17 protein-coding genes are annotated in these 22440 nt (G+C 53.3%); 12 read left to right on the forward strand and 5 right to left on the reverse strand.

The features are described 5' to 3' along the window. Positions 1-252: 252 nt before the first annotated feature. The 3 genes from H1S06_RS09530 to H1S06_RS09540 all read left to right on the forward strand — a co-directional run bounded on the left by H1S06_RS09530 (position 253) and on the right by H1S06_RS09540 (position 2165). On the forward strand, positions 253-534 hold the full coding sequence (locus tag H1S06_RS09530) for a hypothetical protein (protein ID WP_181739561.1): 282 nt from the start codon (positions 253-255) through the stop codon (positions 532-534). A gap of 66 nt (positions 535-600) precedes the next feature. After that, positions 601-1509 carry a bestrophin family protein gene (locus H1S06_RS09535; protein ID WP_181739563.1) on the forward strand — a complete coding sequence of 303 codons (909 nt, stop codon included), beginning with the start codon at positions 601-603 and terminating at the stop codon, positions 1507-1509. Continuing rightward, the gene (locus H1S06_RS09540) at positions 1506-2165 is read left to right on the forward strand and encodes a class I SAM-dependent methyltransferase (protein ID WP_181739565.1); all 660 of its coding nucleotides are present in this window, start codon (positions 1506-1508) and stop codon (positions 2163-2165) included. Before H1S06_RS09535 ends, H1S06_RS09540 begins: the two co-directional genes overlap by 4 nt. On the opposite strand, the gene H1S06_RS09545 is transcribed toward H1S06_RS09540, so the two are convergent. Then, entirely contained in the window at positions 2150-3337 is a 1188-nt protein-coding gene (locus tag H1S06_RS09545) for an acyl-CoA dehydrogenase (RefSeq protein WP_181739567.1), read from the reverse strand. The genes H1S06_RS09540 and H1S06_RS09545 overlap by 16 nt on opposite strands. Before the next feature lie 273 nt (positions 3338-3610). Here H1S06_RS09545 and H1S06_RS09550 point away from each other — a divergent pair, with 273 nt between their 5' ends. From H1S06_RS09550 to H1S06_RS09580, 7 genes are all read left to right on the forward strand, one after another. Next, on the forward strand, positions 3611-4372 hold the full coding sequence (locus H1S06_RS09550) for an SDR family NAD(P)-dependent oxidoreductase (protein ID WP_181739569.1): 762 nt from the start codon (positions 3611-3613) through the stop codon (positions 4370-4372). Positions 4373-4403: 31 nt separating this feature from the next. After that, positions 4404-5555 carry an acyl-CoA dehydrogenase family protein gene (locus H1S06_RS09555; protein ID WP_181739571.1) on the forward strand — a complete coding sequence of 384 codons (1152 nt, stop codon included), beginning with the start codon at positions 4404-4406 and terminating at the stop codon, positions 5553-5555. Positions 5556-5633: 78 nt separating this feature from the next. Next, positions 5634-6815, forward strand: a complete 1182-nt coding sequence (locus H1S06_RS09560) for a thiolase family protein (protein WP_181739573.1) — start codon at positions 5634-5636, stop codon at positions 6813-6815. Positions 6816-7327: 512 nt separating this feature from the next. Further along, the gene (locus H1S06_RS09565; RefSeq protein WP_181739575.1) at positions 7328-8254 is read left to right on the forward strand and encodes a HamA C-terminal domain-containing protein; all 927 of its coding nucleotides are present in this window, start codon (positions 7328-7330) and stop codon (positions 8252-8254) included. A gap of 5 nt (positions 8255-8259) precedes the next feature. After that, on the forward strand, positions 8260-10800 hold the full coding sequence (locus H1S06_RS09570; RefSeq protein ID WP_181739577.1) for a DEAD/DEAH box helicase: 2541 nt from the start codon (positions 8260-8262) through the stop codon (positions 10798-10800). Between the two features lie 183 nt (positions 10801-10983). Further along, entirely contained in the window at positions 10984-11700 is a 717-nt protein-coding gene (locus H1S06_RS09575; protein ID WP_181739579.1) for a YebC/PmpR family DNA-binding transcriptional regulator, read from the forward strand. 530 nt (positions 11701-12230) lie between these two features. Continuing rightward, positions 12231-15050, forward strand: a complete 2820-nt coding sequence (locus tag H1S06_RS09580; RefSeq protein ID WP_181739581.1) for an AAA domain-containing protein — start codon at positions 12231-12233, stop codon at positions 15048-15050. 132 nt (positions 15051-15182) lie between these two features. Here H1S06_RS09580 and H1S06_RS09585 read toward each other — a convergent pair whose 3' ends face one another. Both H1S06_RS09585 and H1S06_RS09590 read right to left on the reverse strand, forming a co-directional pair. Next, on the reverse strand, positions 15183-16061 hold the full coding sequence (locus H1S06_RS09585; protein WP_181739583.1) for a dihydrodipicolinate synthase family protein: 879 nt from the start codon (positions 16059-16061) through the stop codon (positions 15183-15185). A gap of 21 nt (positions 16062-16082) precedes the next feature. Continuing rightward, positions 16083-16859: an aldolase gene (locus H1S06_RS09590; protein WP_181739585.1), complete on the reverse strand. Its 777-nt coding sequence runs from the start codon at positions 16857-16859 to the stop codon at positions 16083-16085. Positions 16860-16968: 109 nt separating this feature from the next. On the opposite strand from H1S06_RS09590, the gene pdxR reads away from it, so the two are divergent. Then, complete coding sequence (pdxR, locus tag H1S06_RS09595; protein WP_181739587.1) at positions 16969-18426, forward strand: MocR-like pyridoxine biosynthesis transcription factor PdxR; 1458 nt, start codon at positions 16969-16971, stop codon at positions 18424-18426. Positions 18427-18436: 10 nt separating this feature from the next. On the opposite strand, the gene H1S06_RS09600 is transcribed toward pdxR, so the two are convergent. Further along, positions 18437-19003, reverse strand: coding sequence for a hypothetical protein (locus H1S06_RS09600; RefSeq protein ID WP_181739589.1), 567 nt, complete (start codon positions 19001-19003; stop codon positions 18437-18439). 245 nt (positions 19004-19248) lie between these two features. On the opposite strand from H1S06_RS09600, the gene H1S06_RS09605 reads away from it, so the two are divergent. Beyond that, positions 19249-19437 carry a cysteine-rich CWC family protein gene (locus H1S06_RS09605; RefSeq protein WP_255483006.1) on the forward strand — a complete coding sequence of 63 codons (189 nt, stop codon included), beginning with the start codon at positions 19249-19251 and terminating at the stop codon, positions 19435-19437. Between the two features lie 198 nt (positions 19438-19635). On the opposite strand, the gene H1S06_RS09610 is transcribed toward H1S06_RS09605, so the two are convergent. Next, positions 19636-22437, reverse strand: coding sequence for an FAD-binding and (Fe-S)-binding domain-containing protein (locus H1S06_RS09610; RefSeq protein ID WP_181739592.1), 2802 nt, complete (start codon positions 22435-22437; stop codon positions 19636-19638). Positions 22438-22440 lie beyond the last annotated feature (3 nt).

Here is a 22440-nt window from a genome sequence, read left to right on the forward strand (position 1 = left end):
ATCTGATAAAAAAGGTTTTATGGTTTTTTTTGGTGAAAATTCAGCTATTTTTGGCGCTTCTGTTGCTGAATATAAAATGAATATCGTCCGGGTCATGACCCGAATCTCCATGGTAAATCCCCTTTTATAACGTGTGTTTAATTATTTGGCTGATATGTGTCTCTTATTGGCACTCTAGTGGGAGTGGGAAGTGAGGCACACAATAGCGCTCGCTTTAACTGGTCAAATAATGAACTATAAAAGGAGCACGCAATGAGACGAAGCAAGCGTGAGTCAGTCGCCGAGATCAAGCGACATCTGTTCAAATACAATTTGATCTCGATAGCGGCTACGCTGGTTATCGCAGTTTGTATTTATGCATTGGCAACAGGAGAGGGTGCCTCCATTCACTCCGTCCTGGCCGATCAGTCGAATGTCTTTGATATTCTGATTGTGGCGGGAGTGGTTGAGTTGCTGGTTATTGCCAGAATCTCGCGCCTGAACAAGCTCAAGCAGGGGGTTCATACCCGCCGTCGAGCCATGTCCCGCGCCTGATGCCTTTCCTATCCCGGTCAGCTGTGACACTATCTGTGCCCTCCAGCTGTTCGGGAGCTTCATTTCATGATCGTTCGTAAACGCCCGGGTGCCCTGGGACTGATGCTGGCCTGGAAAGGGTCGGTACTGCCCCATGTCATGCCGCATATTATCTTTGCCGGCTGTTTCTCCGCCATTATCACGTGGGTGGCGCGCCACCATTACCTGGATGGCGTGATCGAATATACATTACTGCCGTTTACCCTGATGGGGATAGCGCTGTCGATACTGCTCAGTATTCGCAACACCGCCACCTATGACCGTTGGTGGGAAGGGCGCAAACAATGGGGGCAGATGGTGTATGAAATCCGCAGCCTGGCCCGCACCAGTGGCATCTACCTGGCTGAAGCACCGCGCCGTCGCTTGCTGCTGAACGTGCTGGCCCATGCGCACCTGTTGCGCGGTCAGCTGCGGGGGGAAAACGTGCAGGCTGAGCTGCCTGGCGATCTGCCGGCGGGGCTGATCAGTCAGGCGTTGAGCAAACGTAACCCGGCCGAGTTCATGCTGCAGCAGGCCGGAGCGCTGATTGCGGATGAATTGAAAGCGGGGCGGCTGGATACGATTGCGGCGGCCGCGCTGGATAAGCATCTGTATGGTCTGAGTAGCGTACAGGCCGCATCCGAACGTATTGCGCACACCCCCCTGCCGTTTGCCTATACTTTGCTGGCGCACCGGACGGCCTATATCTACTGTTATCTGTTGCCGTTCGGCATGGTGGGCGTGGCAGGCTGGTTTACGCCGGTGTTTACGGCGATTGTAGCGTATACCTTCTTTGGTCTGGACCGCCTGTCGGAACAGATGGAGTTTCCCTTCGGTCGCCATACCAATGACCTGCCGCTGGATGCGATTTGTCGGATTCATGAAATCAGTGTGGCCGAAGCACTGGGTGATCCGGCTCCGGAGTTGCTGCAGCCGGTGAAGTTTCAGCTGCAATGAGTGCTCAGAACTGCCCGCTGTGCGGCGCCGACAGACTGTATCGGATAGAGTGTCGACAGCGGACCTACCATCGGTGTGAGTCCTGTCGCCTGGTGCATCTTGATCCGACACAGCGTTTGTCTGACAAGGCTGAAAAGGCAGTGTATGACGATCATGAAAACGCGGTTGATGACCCAGGCTACCGTCGCTTTCTGTCACGCGCTTTCAATGAGGTGCTACAGCGCCTGCCCGCGCCGGCCAGGGGGCTGGATTTCGGTTGTGGCCCTGGTCCGGCCTTGGTGGCCATGGCCCGCGAAGCCGGTTACGACATGGCGCAGTACGATAAATACTACTGTCCGGACGAGCGTGTCTGGGCGGACAGGTATGATTTTGTCACCAGCACCGAAGTCATCGAACATCTGGCCGACCCCTTGCCGATTCTGGATCGACTGTGGTCAGGGTTAAAGCCGGGTGGCCTGCTGGTGCTGCAGACCAAGCGAGTACTGGATGACGAGCGCTTTCGCAGCTGGCATTACCGTAATGACCCCACCCACATCACCTTCTTTGCGGAGGAGAGCTTTGCCTGGCTCGGGCAGCGCTGGGGCTGCGTGCCCGAGTATCCGCACGGGGATGTGGTGTGTTTTTGCAAAATGGTCGAGATTCAAAAAAACGCCTGAATCCCGGTCTGTGCTCGCCCTAGAATAAGCGCGTGGATATCCTGGGTGCCCTCGTAAGTATTCACGGTTTCCAGGTTCATTAGGTGGCGCATCACGCCGTACTCTTCGGAAATGCCATTGCCGCCGTGCATGTCACGGGACATGCGTGCCACATCCAGCGCCTTGCCGCAGTTGTTGCGCTTGATCAGCGAGACCATCTCCGGTGCCCAGTTGCCGCTGTCCATCAGGCGGCCGATCTGCAGTGCGCCCTGCAGTCCCAGCGAAATTTCGGTCTGCATGTTGGCCAGTTTCAGCTGGATCAGCTGGTTCGCGGCCAGGGGGCGGTTGAACTGCTTGCGATCGAGTGTGTACCGGCGTGCCGCATGCCAGCAGAACTCGGCAGCCCCCATGGCGCCCCAGGCGATGCCGAAGCGAGCCTTGTTCAGGCAGCCAAAGGGACCGGCCAGGCCGCTGGCATTGGGCAGCAGGTTTTCTTCGGGTACGAAGGCCTCATCCAGCACAATTTCGCCGGTGATGCTGGCGCGCAGGCTCAGCTTGCCTTCGATCTTGGGGGTCGAGAATCCTTCGGTACCACGTTCGACGATAAAGCCGCGGATCTTGCCGTCATGGGCTTCAGACTTGGCCCAGACAACGGCCAGGTCGGCGACGGGGCTGTTGGTAATCCACATCTTTTGACCGGTCAGCCGATAGCCGCCATCCACTTTCATGGCGCGGGTAATCATGGAACCGGGGTCTGAACCGTGGTCCGGCTCGGTCAGGCCGAAGCAACCGACCCATTCGCCGCTGGCGAGTTTGGGCAGGTACTTACGCTTCTGCTCTTCGGAACCATAGGCTTCGATGGGGTACATCACCAGCGAGGACTGTACGCTCATGGCTGAGCGGTAGCCGGAGTCGACGCGCTCCACTTCGCGGGCGATCAGGCCATAGGCGACATGGCCGACACCGGCACCGCCATATTCTTCGGCAACGGTAGGGCCGAGCAGGCCCATTTCCCCCATTTCTGTCATGATCTTCCGGTCGAAACGCTCCTCGCGAAAGGCCCCGAGGACACGCGGCTGCAATGACTGCTGGCAGTAGGCGCGGGCTGCGTCGCGGATCTGGCGCTCTTCTGCGGTCAGTTGCTGTTCCAGCAACAAGGGGTCATCCCAATTGAAGTAGGCGTGTGCTGCCATCAACATGCTCCCGACTTATGACCGTACAACTAAAACAAAGGCTTTTGACCGTACTCTAACCTTAGTATTGTTCAAAAGGCTCCGCCAACTGTAGAGGAGGCTCGTCAGATCATCTCCCCAATCATTTCCTCGCCTGAACTGTCGATTTTTGCCAAATTTGCTGCCGAATATTGTCATGGTGGCGGTCCCCATCCTGATACACACTTAGGTCATTCCCTTATAAAGAGCTGTCGCGGTAGCGGCAGCCAGACGAATAACCAAGGTGAGAGTGTTATGGATTTCAAAAACGTACCCGCAGTTGTAACCGGTGGTGCTTCAGGTCTGGGCGAGGGCGCTGCCCGTGCACTGGCCGCCGCCGGTGCCAAGGTTGCCATCTTCGACCTGAATGAAGAGCGCGGTCGCGAGATCGCCGAAGAACTGGGCGGCATCTTCGTGCGTTGCGACGTTTCCTCTGCCGAAAGCGCAGAAGCGGCCTTTGCGGTGGCACGTGAAGTCCATGGCGCTTGCGGCATCGCCGTCAACTGCGCCGGTATCGCCCCGGCCGGCAAGATCGTCGGCAAGGAAGGCCCCATGCCGCTGGAGAACTTTGACAAGGTCATTCAGGTCAACCTGGTCGGCAGCTTCAACATTCTGCGTCTGGCTGCTGCCGACATGGCGACCCGCGAACCGAACGCCGATGGCGAGCGCGGCGTGATTATCTCTACTGCGTCCATCGCCGCCTACGAAGGCCAGATCGGTCAGGTGGCCTACAGCGCCTCCAAGGGCGGCGTTGTGGCCATGACCCTGCAGGCGGCACGTGAGCTGGCGCGCCAGGGCGTGCGTGTGAACACCATCGCACCGGGTCTGTTCCTGACCCCGATGATGTCCGGCTTCCCGCAGGAAGTGCAGGACAGCCTGGCAGCCACTCTGCCGTTCCCGCAGCGTCTGGGTCATCCGGACGAATACGGCATGCTGGTTGAGCAGATCGTGAAGAACCCGCTGCTCAATGGCGAAACCATCCGCCTGGATTGCGCCCTGCGCATGGCACCGAAGTAAGCCGATGGAAGAGTAAAAGAAGGTGAGCGAGATGAATGCAGCTGTAATCGACCAGGAAGAACTGGAACTCTTTCGCGAAATGGTGCTGCGCGCACTGGAGCGCGAAGTGGCACCGCATTACGAACAGTGGGAAAAGGACGAGATCACCCCGCGTGAACTCTGGCGTACCCTGGGCGAAGCAGGCCTGCTCTGCGTCGACGCCCCCGAAGCCCACGGCGGCTGCGGTGTGCCCTTTGAATACTCCGTGATGCTGGTCACCGAGATGGCGCGCCTGGGCTACGGTGCCCTGGCCACCAACGTGATGGTGCACTCCGATATCGTGGCGCCCTATATCGCCCATATCGGCAACGACGAACAGAAAGACCGCTGGTTGCCGGGCATGGTGTCCGGTGACGTGGTCGGCGCCATCGCCATGACCGAGCCGGGTGCCGGCAGTGATCTGGCGGCGCTGCGTACCACGGCGGTGCTGGACGGTGACGAGTACGTGATCAACGGCTCCAAGACCTTCATCACCAACGGCCAGCACGCCGACATGGTGATCGTCGCGGCCAAGACCGATCCGGCGGCCGGCGCCAAGGGCGTCAGCCTGTTCCTGGTCGACACCACGCTGCCGGGTTACGCCAAGGGTCGCAACCTGGAGAAGATCGGCCAGCACTCCGGCGATACCTCCGAGCTGTTCTTCGAGAACATGCGCGTGCCCAAGTCCGCACTGCTGGGCGAAGAGGGCAAGGGCTTCATGTACCTGATGCAGGAACTGGCCCGTGAACGTCTGGTGATCGGTGCCATCGGTGTCGGCGCGGCGCGCGGCTCGCTGGACATGACCATCCAGTATGCCGACGAACGCACCCTGTTTGGCCAGAAGCTGAAGGAGTTGCAGAACACCCGCTTCCGCATCGCCGAGATGGAAACCGACTACCGCGTCAACAAGGCGTTCGTGGACCAGTGCATCGCCGAGTACTCCCGTGGCGAACTGGATGCGGCGACCGCCTCCATGGCCAAGTACACCGCCACCGAGATGCAGTGCCGCGTGGCCGATGGCTGCCTGCAGCTGTTCGGCGGCTACGGCTACACCACCGAATACCCGATCTCGCGTGCCTTCATCGACGCCCGTGTGCAGCGCATCTACGGCGGCACCTCTGAGGTGATGAAGGAAGTGATCGCGCGCTCGGTGCTTGGCCGTTAATGGTGATGGACGCTAACTGAACCGACAGCAGCATCGAATAAAGCGACAGAATAAAAGCGAATTATCAGGAGCAAGAAGATGTCAGACAACAGCATTGTGATTCTGGGCGCGGCCCGTACTCCCATGGGCGGCATGATGGGTTCCCTGAGCGACGTGCGCTCACCGGACCTGGGTGCCGTCGCGATCGAAGCGGCCATCGAGCGTGCCGGCCTGCAGCCGAGCGATATCGACGAAGTGATCATGGGCTGCGTACTGCCCGGCGCACTGGGTCAGGCCCCGGCCCGTCAGGCCTCTCGCAAGGCGGGCATCCCGGATGCGGCTGGCGCGACCACCATCAACAAGATGTGCGGTTCCGGCATGAAGGCCGTAATGCTGGCCCATGACCAGATCAAGGCGGGCAGCGCTGACATCATGATCGCCGGCGGCATGGAAAACATGAGCCAGGCACCTTACATGCTGCCGAAAGCCCGTGCCGGCATGCGCATGGGCCACGGCCAGGTGATCGACTCCATGTTCTTCGACGGCCTGGAAGACGCCTACGAAGGCGGCCTGATGGGCGTATTCGCACAGCGCTCCGCTGATGAGTACAACATCACCCGTGAAGCGATGGACAACTTCGCTATCGGCTCCCTGAGCAAGGCCGTTGCCGCCATCGAGAACGGCTGGTTCAAGGACGAGATCGCACCGGTCACCATCCAGGGCCGCAAGGGCGACACCGTTGTCGATACCGACGAACAGCCGGGCAACGCCCGTCCGGACAAGATTCCGCAGCTGAAGCCGGCGTTCAAGAAGGACGGCACCGTTACTGCTGCCAACTCCAGCTCCATCAGCGACGGTGGTTCTGCACTGGTACTGGCCACCCAGGCCGAAGCCGACAAGCGCGGCGTCAAGCCGCTGGCGCGTATCGTGGCGCACTCCACCCACGCCCAGCTGCCCGCCGAATTCACCATCGCCCCGATCGGCGCCATCCAGAAGGTGCTGGACAAGGCGGGCTGGAGCAAGGACGACGTGGATCTGTACGAGATCAACGAAGCCTTCGCCGTAGTCTCCCTGCTGGCAATCAACGAAATGGGCCTGGATGCCGACAAGGTCAACGTCTACGGCGGCGCCTGCGCCCTCGGGCACCCGATCGGTTCCTCCGGCTCACGCATTCTCGTCACGCTGCTCAACGCCCTTAAGCAGCGCGGCCTGAAGAAAGGGGTTGCATCCCTCTGTATCGGTGGTGGCGAAGCGACAGCCGTCGCAGTCGAGCTGCTCTGATACGCCTTAACTTGCACATCTCTGCCTTTGAGGCCACCGATTGGTGGCCTTTTTTTCGTTTGGAGATCGAGGAGTGCCCAGGCAGGACAACTGAAAGCGCACTGTAACAGGGCAGTATTAGTCTTTTTGTGCGTTGCCTTATGGGTACATATTGGTAAAGTCTAATAATCCGCCAGCAGGAAGTCGGCGGCCGCAATGACAGGGAAAAGGGGATGGGTCAATGGCAGGGATGGTTAGTTGTAGTTCTGTTGTTTCTTTTCTTCTTCAGAAAGCCATTTTTGGCTTGATCTTTGTTATGCGTCGTATTGGCCGATACCCGGATAGTCGGGAGCGTTTGCGCGGATATAATTTTTGGTCTTTTTAGAAGCTATATAAAAATAGGTTGATCTAAGGATTAAAAAGTATACCCGATAAAAACTATTATGAGATCGGACACTCTCATTAAGAGAGTCTTAAAAGCTTGAGTATGTCGCAAGTTCAGTACAACTTCATTTATATGGAATCTAAGTTGAATGGAATTAGTAAAGAATATTGCAGAAAAGATTTCGGTTGAAACTCCAGATTTTTCAAATTGTATAAATGTGGTTGAGCATGATCTGAAATTAACTGGCATTGAAGCTACGGTTAGATTTCATTACTTGAAATTTGATGGAAACAAGCAGCCGATGGTTAAAGCATTGGCTGATACCTTATATGCCTACATTATCGACTATTGTCTATCGGCTAAAAATAGAGATGAGACTTTAACTGCTAGGCAATCAACTCTTTTAACTAAAGAAGCAAGAAGTTTGTTCAGACATCCAGAGATATCAGATGATTCCCCTGATAAAACAGGAGAAGCTGGAGAAACATTGCTGTACTTTCTTATGGAAGCAGTCCTAAAGGCCCCACAAATTGTGTCAAAGATGGAGCTTAAAACAAACCATAAAGATGAAGTGAAAGGGTCAGATGGAATTCATGCAAGGTGGAACGAAGAATTAGGAGTTGTTGATTTCTATTTCGGGGAGTCAAAGCTTTATAAGAAAATTTCTGATGCAATAACGTCAGCGTTAAAAAGTGTTAATGATTTTCATGATATAAAAATGTACGAACATGAATTCAACATGGTGACAAAGCACTTTAAATATGCTGATGAAGCAGTAAAGCATGAAATTTCACAACTCTTTATCAATGGAAACCCAGGTGCAAATGTAAGAGTTAATCATGCTTGTCTGATTGGATATGACTATAAAGGTTATGATGATGTGTTATCAGAACCCCATGGTAACTTGATAAGTAGATTTGAAAGTGAGCTATTGTCTAACGCTGTAAATTTAGTCGGACTTTTACAAAGTAAACTCGATAAATTCGAAAAAAAATATCTGGTATTCGATGTTTTTTTTCTTCCATTTCCATCAGTTGTCGATTTTAGAAATGCATTCAATGAGGCGCTTGATTGATTGCTATGAATAACATAAAAAATGTAATAGAAAAACTTCAAGTCCATAGCACGCAAAATCAGCTACCTGGAAACCCTATAAACAATGAAAAACCTTTAGAAGCAACCGAAATTAATCAGTTATTGGGGCATGCATCTATTTTGGCTCTCTCGGATGAGGCTGAAGATAAAATTCTTGCATATGAAATCATTACAAGGATTATAGAAGTACGGTCAGGTGATGATTCCAAGCTATTGAGTTCTGCAGAAGTCATAATGTCAAGGCTAGGTAATTTCCCAGGCCGGCAACTTCTAAGAGAACGTTTCAATTTCTCAGGTAAAAAGATACCAAACTTTTTGAAGTTGGAATGTTTAAGTAGAGAAATAGAAAACTCTGTTTTTATTGACGAAGAATCAATACAGCTTACTGATTTTCAATATAATTTCTATAGTTCCTTGCAAGAAGAGAAAGCTTTAAGTATCTCTGCACCAACATCCGCAGGAAAATCTTTTGTACTTGGGCTAAACCTCATAAAAAAATTGAGAGAAAAAGATTCTCAGTGCATTGTTTATATAGTGCCGACCAGAGCATTGATTGCTGAGGTCTCTAATAGAATCAGGGATTCACTGAGACAATATAAACTTGATGATATAGTTATTAGAACAGCCCCACTTTCTATTTCTAAAGAAAGGTCTCAAAATGGGGTTGTTTATGTCCTCACTCAAGAGCGTTTAATGAACTATTTGAATGATGCAGCAGATGAAATGCCTGTCATAACATCTTTGATAGTTGATGAAGCTCATGAGATTCAAAAAGGTAAGCGAGGTATACTCCTACAGAGCGCTATTGATTACCTATTGAAGAAATACCCCAGTACAGAAATATTATTTGCGAGCCCACTTATTAAAAACCCAGGGTATTTCTTTAATATTTTCAACATATCAGATAACGGAAAGTTTTTTACTGAGACTATATCTCCAGTTTCTCAAAATATAATTCTTGCATCAGATGTTCGTGGAAAAACAAAAGAAATAAGTTTTCATTTGTTAAGTGATGGAAAGAAACTATCGCTTGGAAATAGAGCTGTTGATTTCAAGTTTAGGGGGAGTAAATCCATTCAGAAAGCGAATTTAGCATGTGAAATTTCAAAGAATGGTGAATCTGTTATAATATTCGCAAACGGGCCATCTGATGCTGAGTCAGTAGCAAAAGAAATCAGCGAAACTATTAAAGATTACGTGCCGAGCCTCGATATAAAACTATTTATTGATTTCCTAAAAAAAGAAATCCACCCAGAGTACCCTTTAATTGAGTGCTTAGAGTCTGGTGTGGGGTTTCACTATGGAAAAATGCCTTCTATAGTTAGATCTGGAATTGAAACACTTTTTAAAAATGATGAAATAAAGTTTATCTGTTGTACCAGTACCCTTTTGCAAGGGGTTAATTTACCTGCTAAGCATATAATAATCGAGAACCCTAGATCTGGTGACAGTCCAATGTCACGATCAGATTTTCTAAATTTATCCGGGCGTGCCGGTAGGTTGCTAAAAGAATTTCACGGTAATATTTGGTGTATAAGGCCGTCAACTTGGGATAATAATTCTTACGAAGGTGATAAATTACAAGAAATATCCTCTGCGATAAGCACGGTTATGACTGATGGTGGGTCACTAATCCAAGATCTTCTTTCTGAAAATATCGGATCTGGAAAGAATATTGACGAAGCGGAGATGGCATTTAGTAAACTATACCAAGATTATCATTACTCAGAAAATCATTCTTCTATTGAAGCCTATAGAACAGATGAAAACTCTGAAAACCTTGATAAAACTATATCAGCAATATCTCAAATGATTGTCGACCTTCCTTCGGAAATCATTGAAAAAAATAAAGGAATAAGACCTGATCACCTGCAGAGGGTATACAATTTTTTATTGACAACAGAGCATCTTGAAGAATATCTACTTATTAGCCCATATACAGCAGGGGCTAAAAGAAAGATGGAAAATGTCATTGATGTTTTTATAGATTGCTTTGAGTGGGAGTTATCCCAAAGCTATAAAAATTTAATTAGCTTCCTGGCTTATAGCTGGATATGGGGTAAACCGTTAGGTGAGCTTATTGGGGAACGTGTTAAATTTGTTAGGGGAAGGCAACCGAACAAAAAACCTTCCACAATAATTAGAGATTATTTGGATGTTTTAGATCACGATATAAGATTCAAAATGGTTAAATATTTCTCTGCATACAATGATGTATTAAGGCTTTTTTTAACACACAAAGGAATTGATCCCGAAGACATTGAACTGGAGCCATATCATATATATTTGGAATTTGGCTCCTGCGAAAAGAAAGCTCTGAATATCATGGCTATGGGCCTTTCCCGATTTTCTGCACTTCACCTTTCAAATGTTTCAGATGCTATTCCTGAAGCATTAGATATTGATGAGTACTTTAATAAAATCAAGGTGATGGATGTTAGAAATCTACAAATGCCTAGTTTGTGCAAACAAGAAATTCTAAGAATGCAAGGCAAGAGTGTGCGGCTAGCTGTTGCTAACAGTTAAACCCAGGTGGCACCTACGGCGCACCTGATTTAGACGTTAGATGACCGAGTTACCCACGAACAGTAGACAGTTAAGTTACCCCTGATGAAGAGGTGCGAAAAACGGCTGAAATACACAGTACCCAGCCTGCGCGTATCGCAGTAAAATCACCACCTTAAAGATAAATATCGGAGAATTCAGCCCATGGGCAGAGCGTATCAGAACCGCAAAGAGTCGATGGCCAAGACCTCGGACATGAAAGCCAAGCTCTATAGCCGTTACGGGCGCGAAATCTATGTCACGGCCAAGTCGGGCGGGGTTGACCCCGATGGCAACCTGGCGCTGCGCGGTCTGATCGATCGTGCGAAGAAGGATCAGGTTCCAGGGCACGTTATCGACAAGGCGCTCGACAAGGCCAAGGGTGGTGGCGGCGAAGACTACTCTCCGGCGCGTTACGAAGGTTATGGTCCCGGTGGTAGCATGGCGATCATCGAATGTCTGACCGATAACCCCAACCGCACCTTTGGCGATGTGCGCCAGGCGTTTACCAAGACCAAGTGCAAGATCGGTACTCAGGGCAGCGTCAGCCACATGTTCGATCACTGCGCCATTTTCGTCTTTGCCGGCGATGATGAAGAAGCCGTGCTTGAAGCGCTGATGGAAGGGGATGTGGACGTCACCGATATCGAACTTGAAGACGGCAAAATTACCGTCTTCGCGCCCAACACTGAATACTTCAAGGCCAAGACCGCCCTGATCGAGCGCTTCGGCGATATCGATTTCGACGTTGATGAGATCCAGTTCATCCCGCAGAGCTACACCACCCTCAGTGGCGACGATGTGGCACTGTTCGATAAGTTTCTGGCGATGCTGAACGATCTGGATGATGTACAGCAGGTGTACCACAACGTCGAGTCCTGAATGGGCTGACTGTACTCTGAATACCGCCCCGCAATCCGGGGGCAATGGGAGGTGCCGTGGCACCTCTTTTTTGTTTATGCCCGGTATTGTCAGGTCGACCAGCGCATGAGCCTTCACCTGTGTGAGTAGCCATTGATAAGGGTCACGTTGACGGCAGACAGGGCATGAAGTTTATGCGTGTTCTGTAACTGGGTCGTATTAGCCTTTTTGTGCGTTGCTTAATGTTTATATATTGGTAGAGTCTGGATAGTCCGCCGGCAGGACGTTGGCGGCCGCATCGGCAGGGAGAGGGCTCGTGTCTAAAAAATATGATTTATATAAAAACTAATGGCATTTGGACCTGGCGCAAGGCCAAGTAAGATTTATAGTTTCCTGAAGCGCTATTTTTCTGCGGAAATATAAATCAAAACATGGATTTTTGGTTTATGGATTGTATTTTAATGCTTATATCCATTCCGCAATATTTTTATGGCTTTGTGATTTATAGCGGCAATTTTTTATTTCAATGACCCAAGTGGCTTTATAAAGATATGGTACGGATTTTTGTAAATGGTCAGGAGAAAACCCGGCAGATCAGTGATTGGAAGATACGGAAATTTCCTCAGAAAGGCCTGTTCCTGACGTGTTTTTTTCCGTCCGGAAAATCTTATAGTCGTCCACTTTGTGAGTGTGAAGTTATACCGAAGGAGATACATGAAAATAAGCTGTTGGCCAAAAAGGATAGCTGTACTTTTTCCAATGTTGAGCGCGTCGAGGTCTATGGAAAAAAGTATGGTGTTGTGCAGTATCCAGGTAATGAAACAGCCTGCCTGATGAATATGTCAGATATTCGGCTGGTGGATAAAACTGCCATCAAGAGCGGTGATACTTTCAAGTATTTTGTATCAGTTGCGCAATGCAGGGTTGAGCAGGCGAAGCGAGAGAAAGACAAGGGCATTGCCAACAACGTGGTGAAGCAGCTGGAGGCGTTGCCAGAGCATGCTGGAACGGTGCTCAGTGCATATTGTAACGGGCTAAACAGCAGCAGAGATAACTCTGATCCATTGTTGTTTCCTTTTGGAATCAATGAGAGTCAGATGGCAGCGGTAGCCAGGGTTTTTTCATCTCAGGTTAGCATCATTGAAGGGCCTCCGGGCACCGGAAAGACGCAGACCATTCTGAATATTCTTGCCAATATCCTGATGCGCGGGGAAACGGTCGCGATCCTTTCCAATAACAATACGGCGGTTGAGAATATCTATGAAAAGCTGGAACAGAATGGCCTGGATTATCTGGTCGCCAGGCTGGGGAGCAAGGATAAACGTGAAGCATTCTTCATGGGCCAGCAGCCATTACGTGAGCAGCGGTTACATGAGGGGCCAAATTTAACGCAGGTTGATGAAGAGGTAACACAGCTCAAGGCGTTACTGGAAGCGCGTAACAGTGTTGCCGGCTTGCAGGCCGAGATTGATGAGTTGACCATTGAGCAAAGGCATTTGCTGCAATGGCAGGCGGATAATCTGGATGCCAATAGCCTCTCACTGAGTAGCCAGACACTGCAAAAGTATCGCCTTACAACGAAACAGCATCTGGACCTGATGGCATACCTGACGCTGTTGGGGGACAAGCCACTCAGGCTGAAGGACCGTATCGCGCTCTGGTTGAATTTCAGAATTTTTCGCACGGGGTCAATTAATAGGCCCGAGAAGCGACAGGCCTTTATGGATGCTTTGCAGCGGCGTTATTACGAATGTGCGCTGAGTGAAAAAAAGGAGGCCCTGGAGGCTTGTGAAACGCTGCTGGAGCGTGGGCACTTTGATGAGCTGCTGGCTCGCGTAACCGAGTCTTCCATGGCCTGCTTGAAAGCTGAACTGTCTCGACGCAACTGGCCTGCTGAGCTGTACACGTCCAAGACCTATCGCAATCAGATGGATGGTTTCCTGCGGCGATACCCTATTGTTGGAAGCAGCACCCACTCAATCGTTAACTCGCTGAAAAAAGGGACAATACTTGACTACGTCATTATTGATGAGGCCTCTCAGCAGGATATTGTACCGGGCATTCTTGCGCTGGGCTGTGCCCGTAACCTGGTGATCGTCGGGGATAGAAAGCAACTGCCGCCTGTATTTACCCCGACCGGGCTTGCTGCTCCTGATACCCGATATGACTGCGACAGCCTCAGTTTGCTGGACTCTTGCCTGCAGGTATTTGGTGATCAGGTGCCCGTAACACTGTTAAAAGAGCACTATCGTTGCCATCCCCGCATTATTCAGTTCTGCAATCAGCAATTCTATGATAATCAGCTGATTCCGATGACTCGGGATGCCGGGGAAGAGGTGCTTCGACTAATCGTAACCGCTAAAGGCAATCACAGTCGTGGATATTTGAATCAGCGTGAGCTGGACTCATTAACCCAGGTTTTGGCGCAGGGTGAAGCCAGTATGTGGGATGAAGCCAGAAGTCGCGGTTTTATCGCACCTTATAATGCGCAGGTAGATCTATCCAAATCACGGCTCTCTGATGATTTTGTTAAAGCCACCACCCACAAGTTTCAGGGCCGGGAATGTGATGAGATTGTTTTCTCCACGGTGTTGGATAAAAAGAGTAGTAATCAGCGCAATCTGAATTTTGTTGATGACCCCCACCTGGTCAACGTCGCGGTATCCAGGGCAAAGCAGATGTTCACTCTGGTAACCGGCGAGGATGTGTTCAGTACTTCAAATGGGCCTATAGCAGCGTTGATCCGCTATATAGAGTACTACGCTGAGGCGGGTTCACAGATCTACCAGTCACCGGTTGTATCGGCATTTGACCTGCTTTACTCGGAATATGATCGTTCATTGGAAAGCTTGAATGCCCGGTTAAGGAAGAGCGACTCGAACTATAAATCGGAACAGATTGTCGCTCAGATTTTACGCGAGTGTCTGTTGTCGAAGCAGTTCGAATCGATCACTTTCCATAGGGAAATTGCACTGAATCAGCTGGTTTCCCGAGGGAATATCGCATTAACAGAAAGCGAACGTGGATTTATGCAAGGCCGAAGCCGTTGTGACTTTGTGCTCTATTACAGGGTTGGAAAAAAACCTTTGGCTGTCATTGAAGTGGATGGGGCAAGCCATGCTGCGCCACAGCAGCGTGAGTGGGATGCTCTGAAGAATAGTATCCTGCAGAAAGGTGGCTTGCCACTGCTGCGTCTGAATACAGTCGATAGCCATATTGAAGCGAAGATCAAACACTTCATTCAATCAGCGATAGGGTCGGTGTTGCCCGATACCGATCAGGCTGATATCACCAGCAAACCTTCACAATCTGACATTGGAAGCAGGCATGAAAATAATGTGTCAGTTTCAGTTCTATCCACCGAGATCTGAGCGAGGCTCATATCCGGGGAAATAACAATATCCCCGGTTGCAGCACGGGTGCAATAAAGCATTTGTAAATCATGCCAAGATCAAAGGCTTATACTCAGCTTGGGTATAAGCCTTTTTCGGTGTTATCTGCTTTTAAGCAAGCCCATCCAACATGCCTTGAAGCCGCTGCTGTTCCTGTTCATTCAACGGCAGCAATGGCTTACGTGGTTCACCCGCATCCATGCCCTGCAGTGCCAGCCCGGATTTCACCGCCGCGGCCAGACCCGACGACACGATAAACTCCAGAAACTCATACTGCTGGTAGAACAGCGCCTGGGCCTTTTCGTTTTCGCCTTGCTTGATGGCATCGAACAGCTGCTTCGGCTTGTCGCCGATCAGGCCGGGGGCGGCCGTACACCAGCCGCTGGCACCGGCGTTGAGGGCTTCCAGCGCCATGTGGTTGCAGCCGTTGAAGAAGGGCACCTTGCCATCCGACAGGGTGTGGATCTTGTGCATGCGCTGAATGTCGCCGGTGCTTTCCTTGATCATGCTCGCCGTCGGGATGCGTTCGACCATGCTGAGCATGAACGCGGGCGACATGTCCACGCCGCAGGTGGCGGGATTGTTGTAGATCATGATCGGCAGCGGGCTGGCGCTGGCGACGGTGTCGTAGTGCTGGAAGATCTCGGCTTCGCTCAGTTTGTAGTAGGAGAACGGCGAGAGCATGATCATGTCCGCGCCGATCTGGTGGGCATGCTGGGCGTAGTTGACGGCCTGCGCGGTGGTCAGCTCGGCAATGCCGATGATCACCGGCACCTTGCCGGCCACATGCTGCACCGTGTACTCGGCGACCTGCCTCCATTCCGCTTCGCTCAGATAGGCGGCTTCACCGGCGCTGCCCAGGGCGGCGATGGCATCCACCTTGGCTTCCAGCAGCACATCGATGACGCGGCCGAGCTTGTCGAGATCAATCTGTTTGTTGTCCTGGCTAAAGGGGGTGACCGGGTAGCCAATAATGCCTGTCAGGTTCATGTTGTTCTCCTCAAATGGGGGTTAAATGCAGTCGGTGTGGTGTTTCAGTGCCTGGCGTGCGTAGTAGGCAAAATTCACTTTGTTGCGCTTGTCGGTGGATACCCAGTCGTGCGCTTCGCTGGCCAGTGCGTGCGGCAGCGGCTTGATCTCGCCGGCGGCCATCGCCAGCAGCTGCAGCTGGGCGGCGCGCTCGATCAGTACGGCCAGGTTGCAGGCTTCTTCGATGGTCTTGCCGGTGACCAGCTGGCCATGGTGGGCGAGGAACACGGCGCGGTTGTTGCCCAGGGCGTTGGAGATCAGTACGCCTTCCTCATTGCCCACCGGCACGCCGGGCCAGTCGGCGACGAAGGAGCAGTCGTCGTACAGGGCGGAGGTGTCCATCTGGGAGATCACCAGTGGCACTTCCAGCATGGACAGCGCCGCCACATGGGTCGGGTGGGTGTGGATGATGCAGTTCACCTCCGGATGCTCTTTATAGATCCAGGTATGGAAGCGGTTGGCCGGGTTGGGCATGCCTTCGCCCGCCAGCGGCTTGAGGTCATGGTCGACCGCGATCAGGTTGTCGGCGGTGATCTCGTCAAACCCCAGCCCCAGTCGCTGGGTCAGGAAGGTGTCGGGCTGATCGGTACGACAGGTGATCTGGCCCGCCAGACCGGAGTCGTGGCCCTTGTCGAACAGGATGCGACAGGTCAGCGCGAGCTTCTCACGGTCGCTCAGCTCCATGTCCTCGATCAGTCGTTGCATATCGCGTTCGGCGCTCTGCATCAGCGCCTGCTTGCTGGTGGTCGCGGTCTTCATCTGTGTGCTCCTTGGTATCCGCTTTGACATGGGGGGCACGATATCGCTAGTCTGGACCGGTCATAAGGACCAGTTTTGATAAGTTTTCTGGTCCAGAGCGGAGGCTGGCATGTTAAGACCCTGGGAAACGCAGTTGTGGCTGGAGGACAGCCCCGGCAAGACGCTGCATTCAAAACTGCTCAATACGTTGACGGCGGATATCACCGAAGGGCGGCTGCCGCCGGGGAGCATGCTGCCGGGCTCGCGTTCCCTGGCGGAGCAGCTGGGCGTGAACCGCAAGACCGTGCAGCAGGTGTATGAGGAACTGGAGGCCCAGGGCTGGCTGGTGACGCGGCAGCGGTCTGGCACCTTTGTCTCCGAGACGCTGCCCGAGCAGGGCCTGTCGACCTCGGACCGGCAGTTGGTCAACAGCAGCGACAGGACCCGGTCCGCCTCGGAGCTGGTGGAGATCCTCTATCAGGATGCACTCTCCTACAATGCCATCCCGGTCACCAATGACGGCACGCCGGACTCCCGGCTGATTCCTTATGAACTGCTGGCGCGCACCTATCGACGGGTCTGTATCGACCTGAGCCGTAATTCCCGACTGGGCTATGGCGATCCCAAGGGCAGCATTGAACTGCGCCAGTCGGTGGCGAAGATGCTGTCCGGCGACCGCTTCATGAACTGCTCGGCGGAGCAGGTGTGCATTGTCAGGGGCAGCCAGATGGGGATCTATCTTGCCTCCCGCATTCTGGACCCGCGCAAGGGCGCCATCGTGATGGAAGAGCTCTGTTACCTGCCGGCCCGTGCGGCCTTCGAGTCGAACGGGTTCAAGGTGCTGAAGTGCAAGCTCGATGATCAGGGGCTGGATATCGACCATCTGCGCGAGTTGCTGGCCGAGCATACCGTGGCCGCGATCTATGTCACCCCGCATCACCAGTATCCCACCACCGTCTGCCTGCCCATGGACCGGCGGCTGGCGCTGCTGGAGCTTTCCAAGGCACACAAATTTGCGGTGCTGGAGGACGATTATGACCACGAGTTTCACTATGAAACCAACCCGATCCCGCCGCTGGCCAGCCTGCCCAATGCCGAGAACGTAGTGCATATCGGCTCGATGTCCAAGGTGTTTGCGCCGGGGCTGAGGCTGGGTTACATCGCGGCGGATACCCGCTTTATCGAGCGCGCCGCACAGGAAATCATCCTGATCGATCGCCAGGGCAATGCGGTCACCGAGCTGGTGCTGTCCAGCCTGATGGAGTCCGGTGAAGTGCGGCGTCATATCCGCAAGACGCGCAAGGAGTACGAGGCCCGACGCAACTTCGCAGCAGAGGAGTTTGTGCGGGTGTTCGGCGATCAGGTCTCCTTTACCCTGCCTACGGGCGGCATGGCGATTTGGGTCGATATCTCAAAGCTGGTGCAGGGCCGGCAGCTGGAGAGCCTGCCGGGCAAGGACTCGACGCTGAGCAGTGTCTATACCGATGATCAGGTGTCGCCGACGCATTTGAGGTTCGGGTTCGGGGCGTTGATTAAGGCCGAGATAACGCAGTCAGTGGAACAGTTGGCGGAGGTGTTGGCGGGCTAACAACCGCCTTTCACGCAGGATGATGAAAATAGACCAGAACACGCTGCTGACGAAGACAGTTGCCGACTATTTCATGCAGGGACCGGATGTAATCGAACAGTGATGTCAGCACGTTTCTGGCATCATCGCCGCCAGTGTTGTGCGGGCACACATCGCTTAAGTCACCAACCGCCTGGAAGGCATGTTTGATCACGTCGATGGTGGGTTCTTCATTGGGCTGAAAGCCGCAGACCTCGGTCAGCGGGCCTAATCTTGTCAGGTCGTTCTGTTCCAATGCCGCCTCGATCAGAACGATGATACTTTGCAGTGATGTATAGGCCGTATTCAGCTGATGGCCGGTGATAACCGCCAGCTCCTGCCCGATAAAGTCCAGCCCGTGCAGGTGTTCTGCCGTGCATAACGCGAGCACAGCATCGATGTGTGCTTCATGTCTGAAGTTATAGCACCTGAAATCATACTCCTGTTGATGACAAGAGGCCTTGTCCAACAGCTCATATAGCTGGCCACCATAGAGTTCATCGGTATATGAGCTATTGCGGTCGAGTGTAAAAACGACGGATGGAATATGGGTGCTCATGTTTTCTGGGCTCCAAACGGAAGTCAGATGATCAGGTTAAATGGCCGTAGGTGAAGTTATTAACGCTGGATTTTTGTCTGCTCTTATACAGGCAGCCAAGTTTTCACTTGGAGCAGATGTCCTGAGCTTGGCTTTACTCCGTCAGAGGAATACGACGGTCATGCCGTTCGTATACACTATGCAGCTTGAAGCCTTGCCGGAGTAACACGTTGAGCCAACATAATATCGATCCCTTGGTCTGTCCATTGTGCCGACAGGAAAATGCATGTGTGAACCTGTCATCGCAGGACGTGGAAAAGACCTGCTGGTGCAATGATCCATCGATACAGTTCCCGGAAGAGTTGTTGTCACAGATTCCCGACGAGTTGAGGCGCAAGGCCTGTGTGTGCCGGTCGTGCGTACTCGCGTTTCAAAAGCGGCATTCACCAGAATAATCGCACTGCAGGTGCTTATGCACTCAGGATATATAGAAGGGGAAAGAAAGCGAATGGATGAACTGCTTGAAGGAAGCTTCAGGGGCCTGCTCTTCTGTTCTCCGGCAAAACTTTCAGTTACTTCTGAAATGGTCAGGATCTGTTTGCAGATCCTGACCTGACAATATCTCGTAACGTCCTTTTCGATACCGCTTGCTGTCACGCGGGTGCGGTTACCCGGTCAACCAGATATACCAGACTGTGGTAGTCCACACCACTGTGGCTGGACAGGCCGATTTCGCAGGTACGGCTGGTGGAAATGCCTTCACTGCAGTGCTGTACGACAGGCTTGAGCGTCCGCAGGGCGTGATCATTCAGTTCCGGCAGGTTAAACCCCTTGTCTCCGGCAAAACCACAGCAATGAATACCTTCGGGCACGACTACGTTGTTGCTGCAGCGGCGGGCAATCTCGATCAGGGCCTGGCCTTCCCCCAAATGCTGAGTGCTGCAGGTGACATGGACGGCGACGGCTTCATCCTGAGGGGTGAAGGTCAGGCGGTCGAACAGATGCGTGCGGATAAAACGCACGGGATCGTAAATATCCAGACCATTCGTTTCTTCTTTCACCAGGCTCAGGGTGCAGGGACTGGTATCGCAATAGATCGGGTCCTGGCCGTTGCGACTGGCCGCGTACAAGGCATCCATTAATTCCTGGCGCTTGCGTGAAGCCTGTTCCGGGTAGCCTTTGGACGCAAAGGGCTGGCCGCAGCACAGGTTGTCGGCAGGATTCGGAATGACCACTTCGTAGCCGGCCTTTTCCAGCAGCGAGCGGGTCTTGCTGATCAGAGGGGTCTGTTCCGTATCTGAAGCGGAGGGCCCCATGGTACGTGATACGCAGGAGGGCAGGTATACCACACGGGGGCGAGGGCTGTTGGTGGGACGTGCCGGGTCAATCAATTTGACCGGTTGTGGCAGCGCCGGGTTCCATGCAGGGAGGCGCTCTCCTGACAGACGGTTGAGGGTTTGACTCCAGCGTTGCAGGCGCGGTGCGCCCAGCAGCCGGTGTGTCATATCAGCCGCTTTCAGGGTTAGTCGTACCCCGGTGAGCGCCTTGGCAAAGTGTTCTGCCAGCCAGTTGGCCGTGCGGGGGTGATCCGTTTGCTCCGCACGCAGCTGACGCACCAAATCGCCGGTATTAATGCCAACCGGGCAGTTACGGGCGCACAGGCCGGTGGCGGCACAGCTGTCGATGCCCTGGTACTGGAAGGCGGTTTCCAGCTCGCGGGTATCAATGTCGGCACGTTTGCGGGCCTGAATGTCACGCCAGATCACGATGCGCTGTCTGGGGGTCAGAGTCAGGCCATTGCTGGGGCAGACCGGTTCGCAGAAACCGCATTCGATACATTTGTCGACAATGGGGTCGGCTGCCGGCAGTGGCTTGAGGTTTTTCAAATGAATATCGGGATCTTCGGACAGAACAACATCCGGATTCAGAATCCCGTTGGGGTCGAGCAGTCGCTTGAGCGTCCACATCAGCTGCCAGGCTTCGCTGCCCCATTCAAGCTCGACAAAGGGTGCCATGTTGCGTCCGGTGCCGTGCTCGGCCTTCAGAGAGCCGCCGAACTCGGTGGCAACCAGGCTGGCAACATCGGCCATAAAGGCCTCGTAGCGCTCAACCTGCTCCGGGTTGTCGAAACGTTGGGTGAAAACGAAGTGCAGGTTGCCTTCCAGTGCGTGGCCGAAAATGATCGCTTCATCGTAGTGATGGCGCTCGAACAGTTCGGTCAGGCGATTAACCCCGATGGCCAGCTGATCAATCGGGAAAGTGACATCCTCGATGATAACGGTGGTGCCGGTCGGGCGCACGGCCCCCACGGCCGGGAAGGTGCCCTTGCGGACGGCCCATAGCTGACCGGACACGGTCGGGTCTTCGGTAAAATCAACCTGTTGCTCGACCGGGAAGGGCTGCAGGGCTGTGCGAATATGGGCCAGTTGTTCATGTAACAGGCTATGGCTGGCCGCTCGTGATTCAATCAGCAGCGCACAGGCGTTGTCGGATAGTCCTGCAATCCATTCGGGCAGGCCCGGCTGCTCCTGTACGGAGCGCAGGCTGCGACGGTCAAGCAGTTCCGCCGCCGCGACCGGTTGCTGCTTGAGCGTGGTGACGGCATTGCAGCAGGTGGCGACATCGGGAAAGACGATGAGTGCGCTGGCCTTATGCGGATATTCGGGAACGGTGTTGTACGTCACCGAGCTGATAAAGCCCAGGGTACCTTCCGAGCCCACCATCAGGTGGGTCAGAATATCCAGCGGTTCGTCGAAGTCGGTCAGGGCGTTAAGAGACAGACCGGTGGTGTTCTTCAGGCGGTACTTGTGCCGAATCATGTCGGCGAGTTTGGTGTTGGCTCGTGTGTCACGGCCCAGTTGCGCCAGCCGTTCCAGCAGGTCGGCATGGCTGGCGCGGAAAGCGGCAACGCTGGCAGTATCTTCACTGTCAACGGATGAGCCGTCCGCCAGAATCAGTCGCATGCCCGCCAGTGTGTGGTAACTGTTCTGGGCAGTGCCACAGCACATGCCGCTGGCATTGTTGGCGACGATGCCGCCGATTTTACAGGCGTTGATGGAAGCCGGGTCGGGCCCGATCTTGCGGCCCAGCGGCGCCAGGGCAGCATTGGCCTGCGCGCCGATTACGCCGGGCTGCAACTTGATTTGGGAGCCGTTGTCGCGTATTTCGCGTCCGTTCCAGTAATCGCCCAGTACAATCAATACGGAATCGCTGATCGCCTGCCCGGAGAGGCTGGTGCCCGCAGCGCGGAAGGTTACCGGCACCTGGTGAGCCGTCGCCAGACGCAGGATGCCGACCACCTCGTTCTCGGCTTCAACCCGTAGCACCAGCTTGGGAATCAGGCGATAAAAGCTGGCATCCGTGCCGAACGCCAGCGTCGACAGGGGGTCATCAAAGCGCCTTTCAGCCGGAATCAAATGGTGAATACCGGTTATAAACTCAGCGGGCAGGTTCATGCT

Origin of the sequence: Marinobacterium marinum (assembly GCF_013868415.1) — a bacterium.
Classification (GTDB): domain Bacteria; phylum Pseudomonadota; class Gammaproteobacteria; order Pseudomonadales; family Balneatricaceae; genus Marinobacterium; species Marinobacterium marinum.

Excerpts from the sequence above, each read along its gene's own strand:
- H1S06_RS09530 (WP_181739561.1), top strand. The coding sequence starts at position 253 with ATGAGACGAAGCAAGCGTGAGTCAGTCGCCGAGATCAAGCGACATCTG.
- H1S06_RS09535 (WP_181739563.1), top strand. The coding sequence starts at position 601 with ATGATCGTTCGTAAACGCCCGGGTGCCCTGGGACTGATGCTGGCCTGG.
- H1S06_RS09540 (WP_181739565.1), top strand. The coding sequence starts at position 1,506 with ATGAGTGCTCAGAACTGCCCGCTGTGCGGCGCCGACAGACTGTATCGG.
- H1S06_RS09545 (WP_181739567.1), bottom strand. The coding sequence starts at position 3,337 with ATGGCAGCACACGCCTACTTCAATTGGGATGACCCCTTGTTGCTGGAA.
- H1S06_RS09550 (WP_181739569.1), top strand. The coding sequence starts at position 3,611 with ATGGATTTCAAAAACGTACCCGCAGTTGTAACCGGTGGTGCTTCAGGT.
- H1S06_RS09555 (WP_181739571.1), top strand. The coding sequence starts at position 4,404 with ATGAATGCAGCTGTAATCGACCAGGAAGAACTGGAACTCTTTCGCGAA.
- H1S06_RS09560 (WP_181739573.1), top strand. The coding sequence starts at position 5,634 with ATGTCAGACAACAGCATTGTGATTCTGGGCGCGGCCCGTACTCCCATG.
- H1S06_RS09565 (WP_181739575.1), top strand. The coding sequence starts at position 7,328 with ATGGAATTAGTAAAGAATATTGCAGAAAAGATTTCGGTTGAAACTCCA.
- H1S06_RS09570 (WP_181739577.1), top strand. The coding sequence starts at position 8,260 with ATGAATAACATAAAAAATGTAATAGAAAAACTTCAAGTCCATAGCACG.
- H1S06_RS09575 (WP_181739579.1), top strand. The coding sequence starts at position 10,984 with ATGGGCAGAGCGTATCAGAACCGCAAAGAGTCGATGGCCAAGACCTCG.
- H1S06_RS09580 (WP_181739581.1), top strand. The coding sequence starts at position 12,231 with ATGGTACGGATTTTTGTAAATGGTCAGGAGAAAACCCGGCAGATCAGT.
- H1S06_RS09585 (WP_181739583.1), bottom strand. The coding sequence starts at position 16,061 with ATGAACCTGACAGGCATTATTGGCTACCCGGTCACCCCCTTTAGCCAG.
- H1S06_RS09590 (WP_181739585.1), bottom strand. The coding sequence starts at position 16,859 with ATGAAGACCGCGACCACCAGCAAGCAGGCGCTGATGCAGAGCGCCGAA.
- pdxR (WP_181739587.1), top strand. The coding sequence starts at position 16,969 with ATGTTAAGACCCTGGGAAACGCAGTTGTGGCTGGAGGACAGCCCCGGC.
- H1S06_RS09600 (WP_181739589.1), bottom strand. The coding sequence starts at position 19,003 with ATGAGCACCCATATTCCATCCGTCGTTTTTACACTCGACCGCAATAGC.
- H1S06_RS09610 (WP_181739592.1), bottom strand. The coding sequence starts at position 22,437 with ATGAACCTGCCCGCTGAGTTTATAACCGGTATTCACCATTTGATTCCG.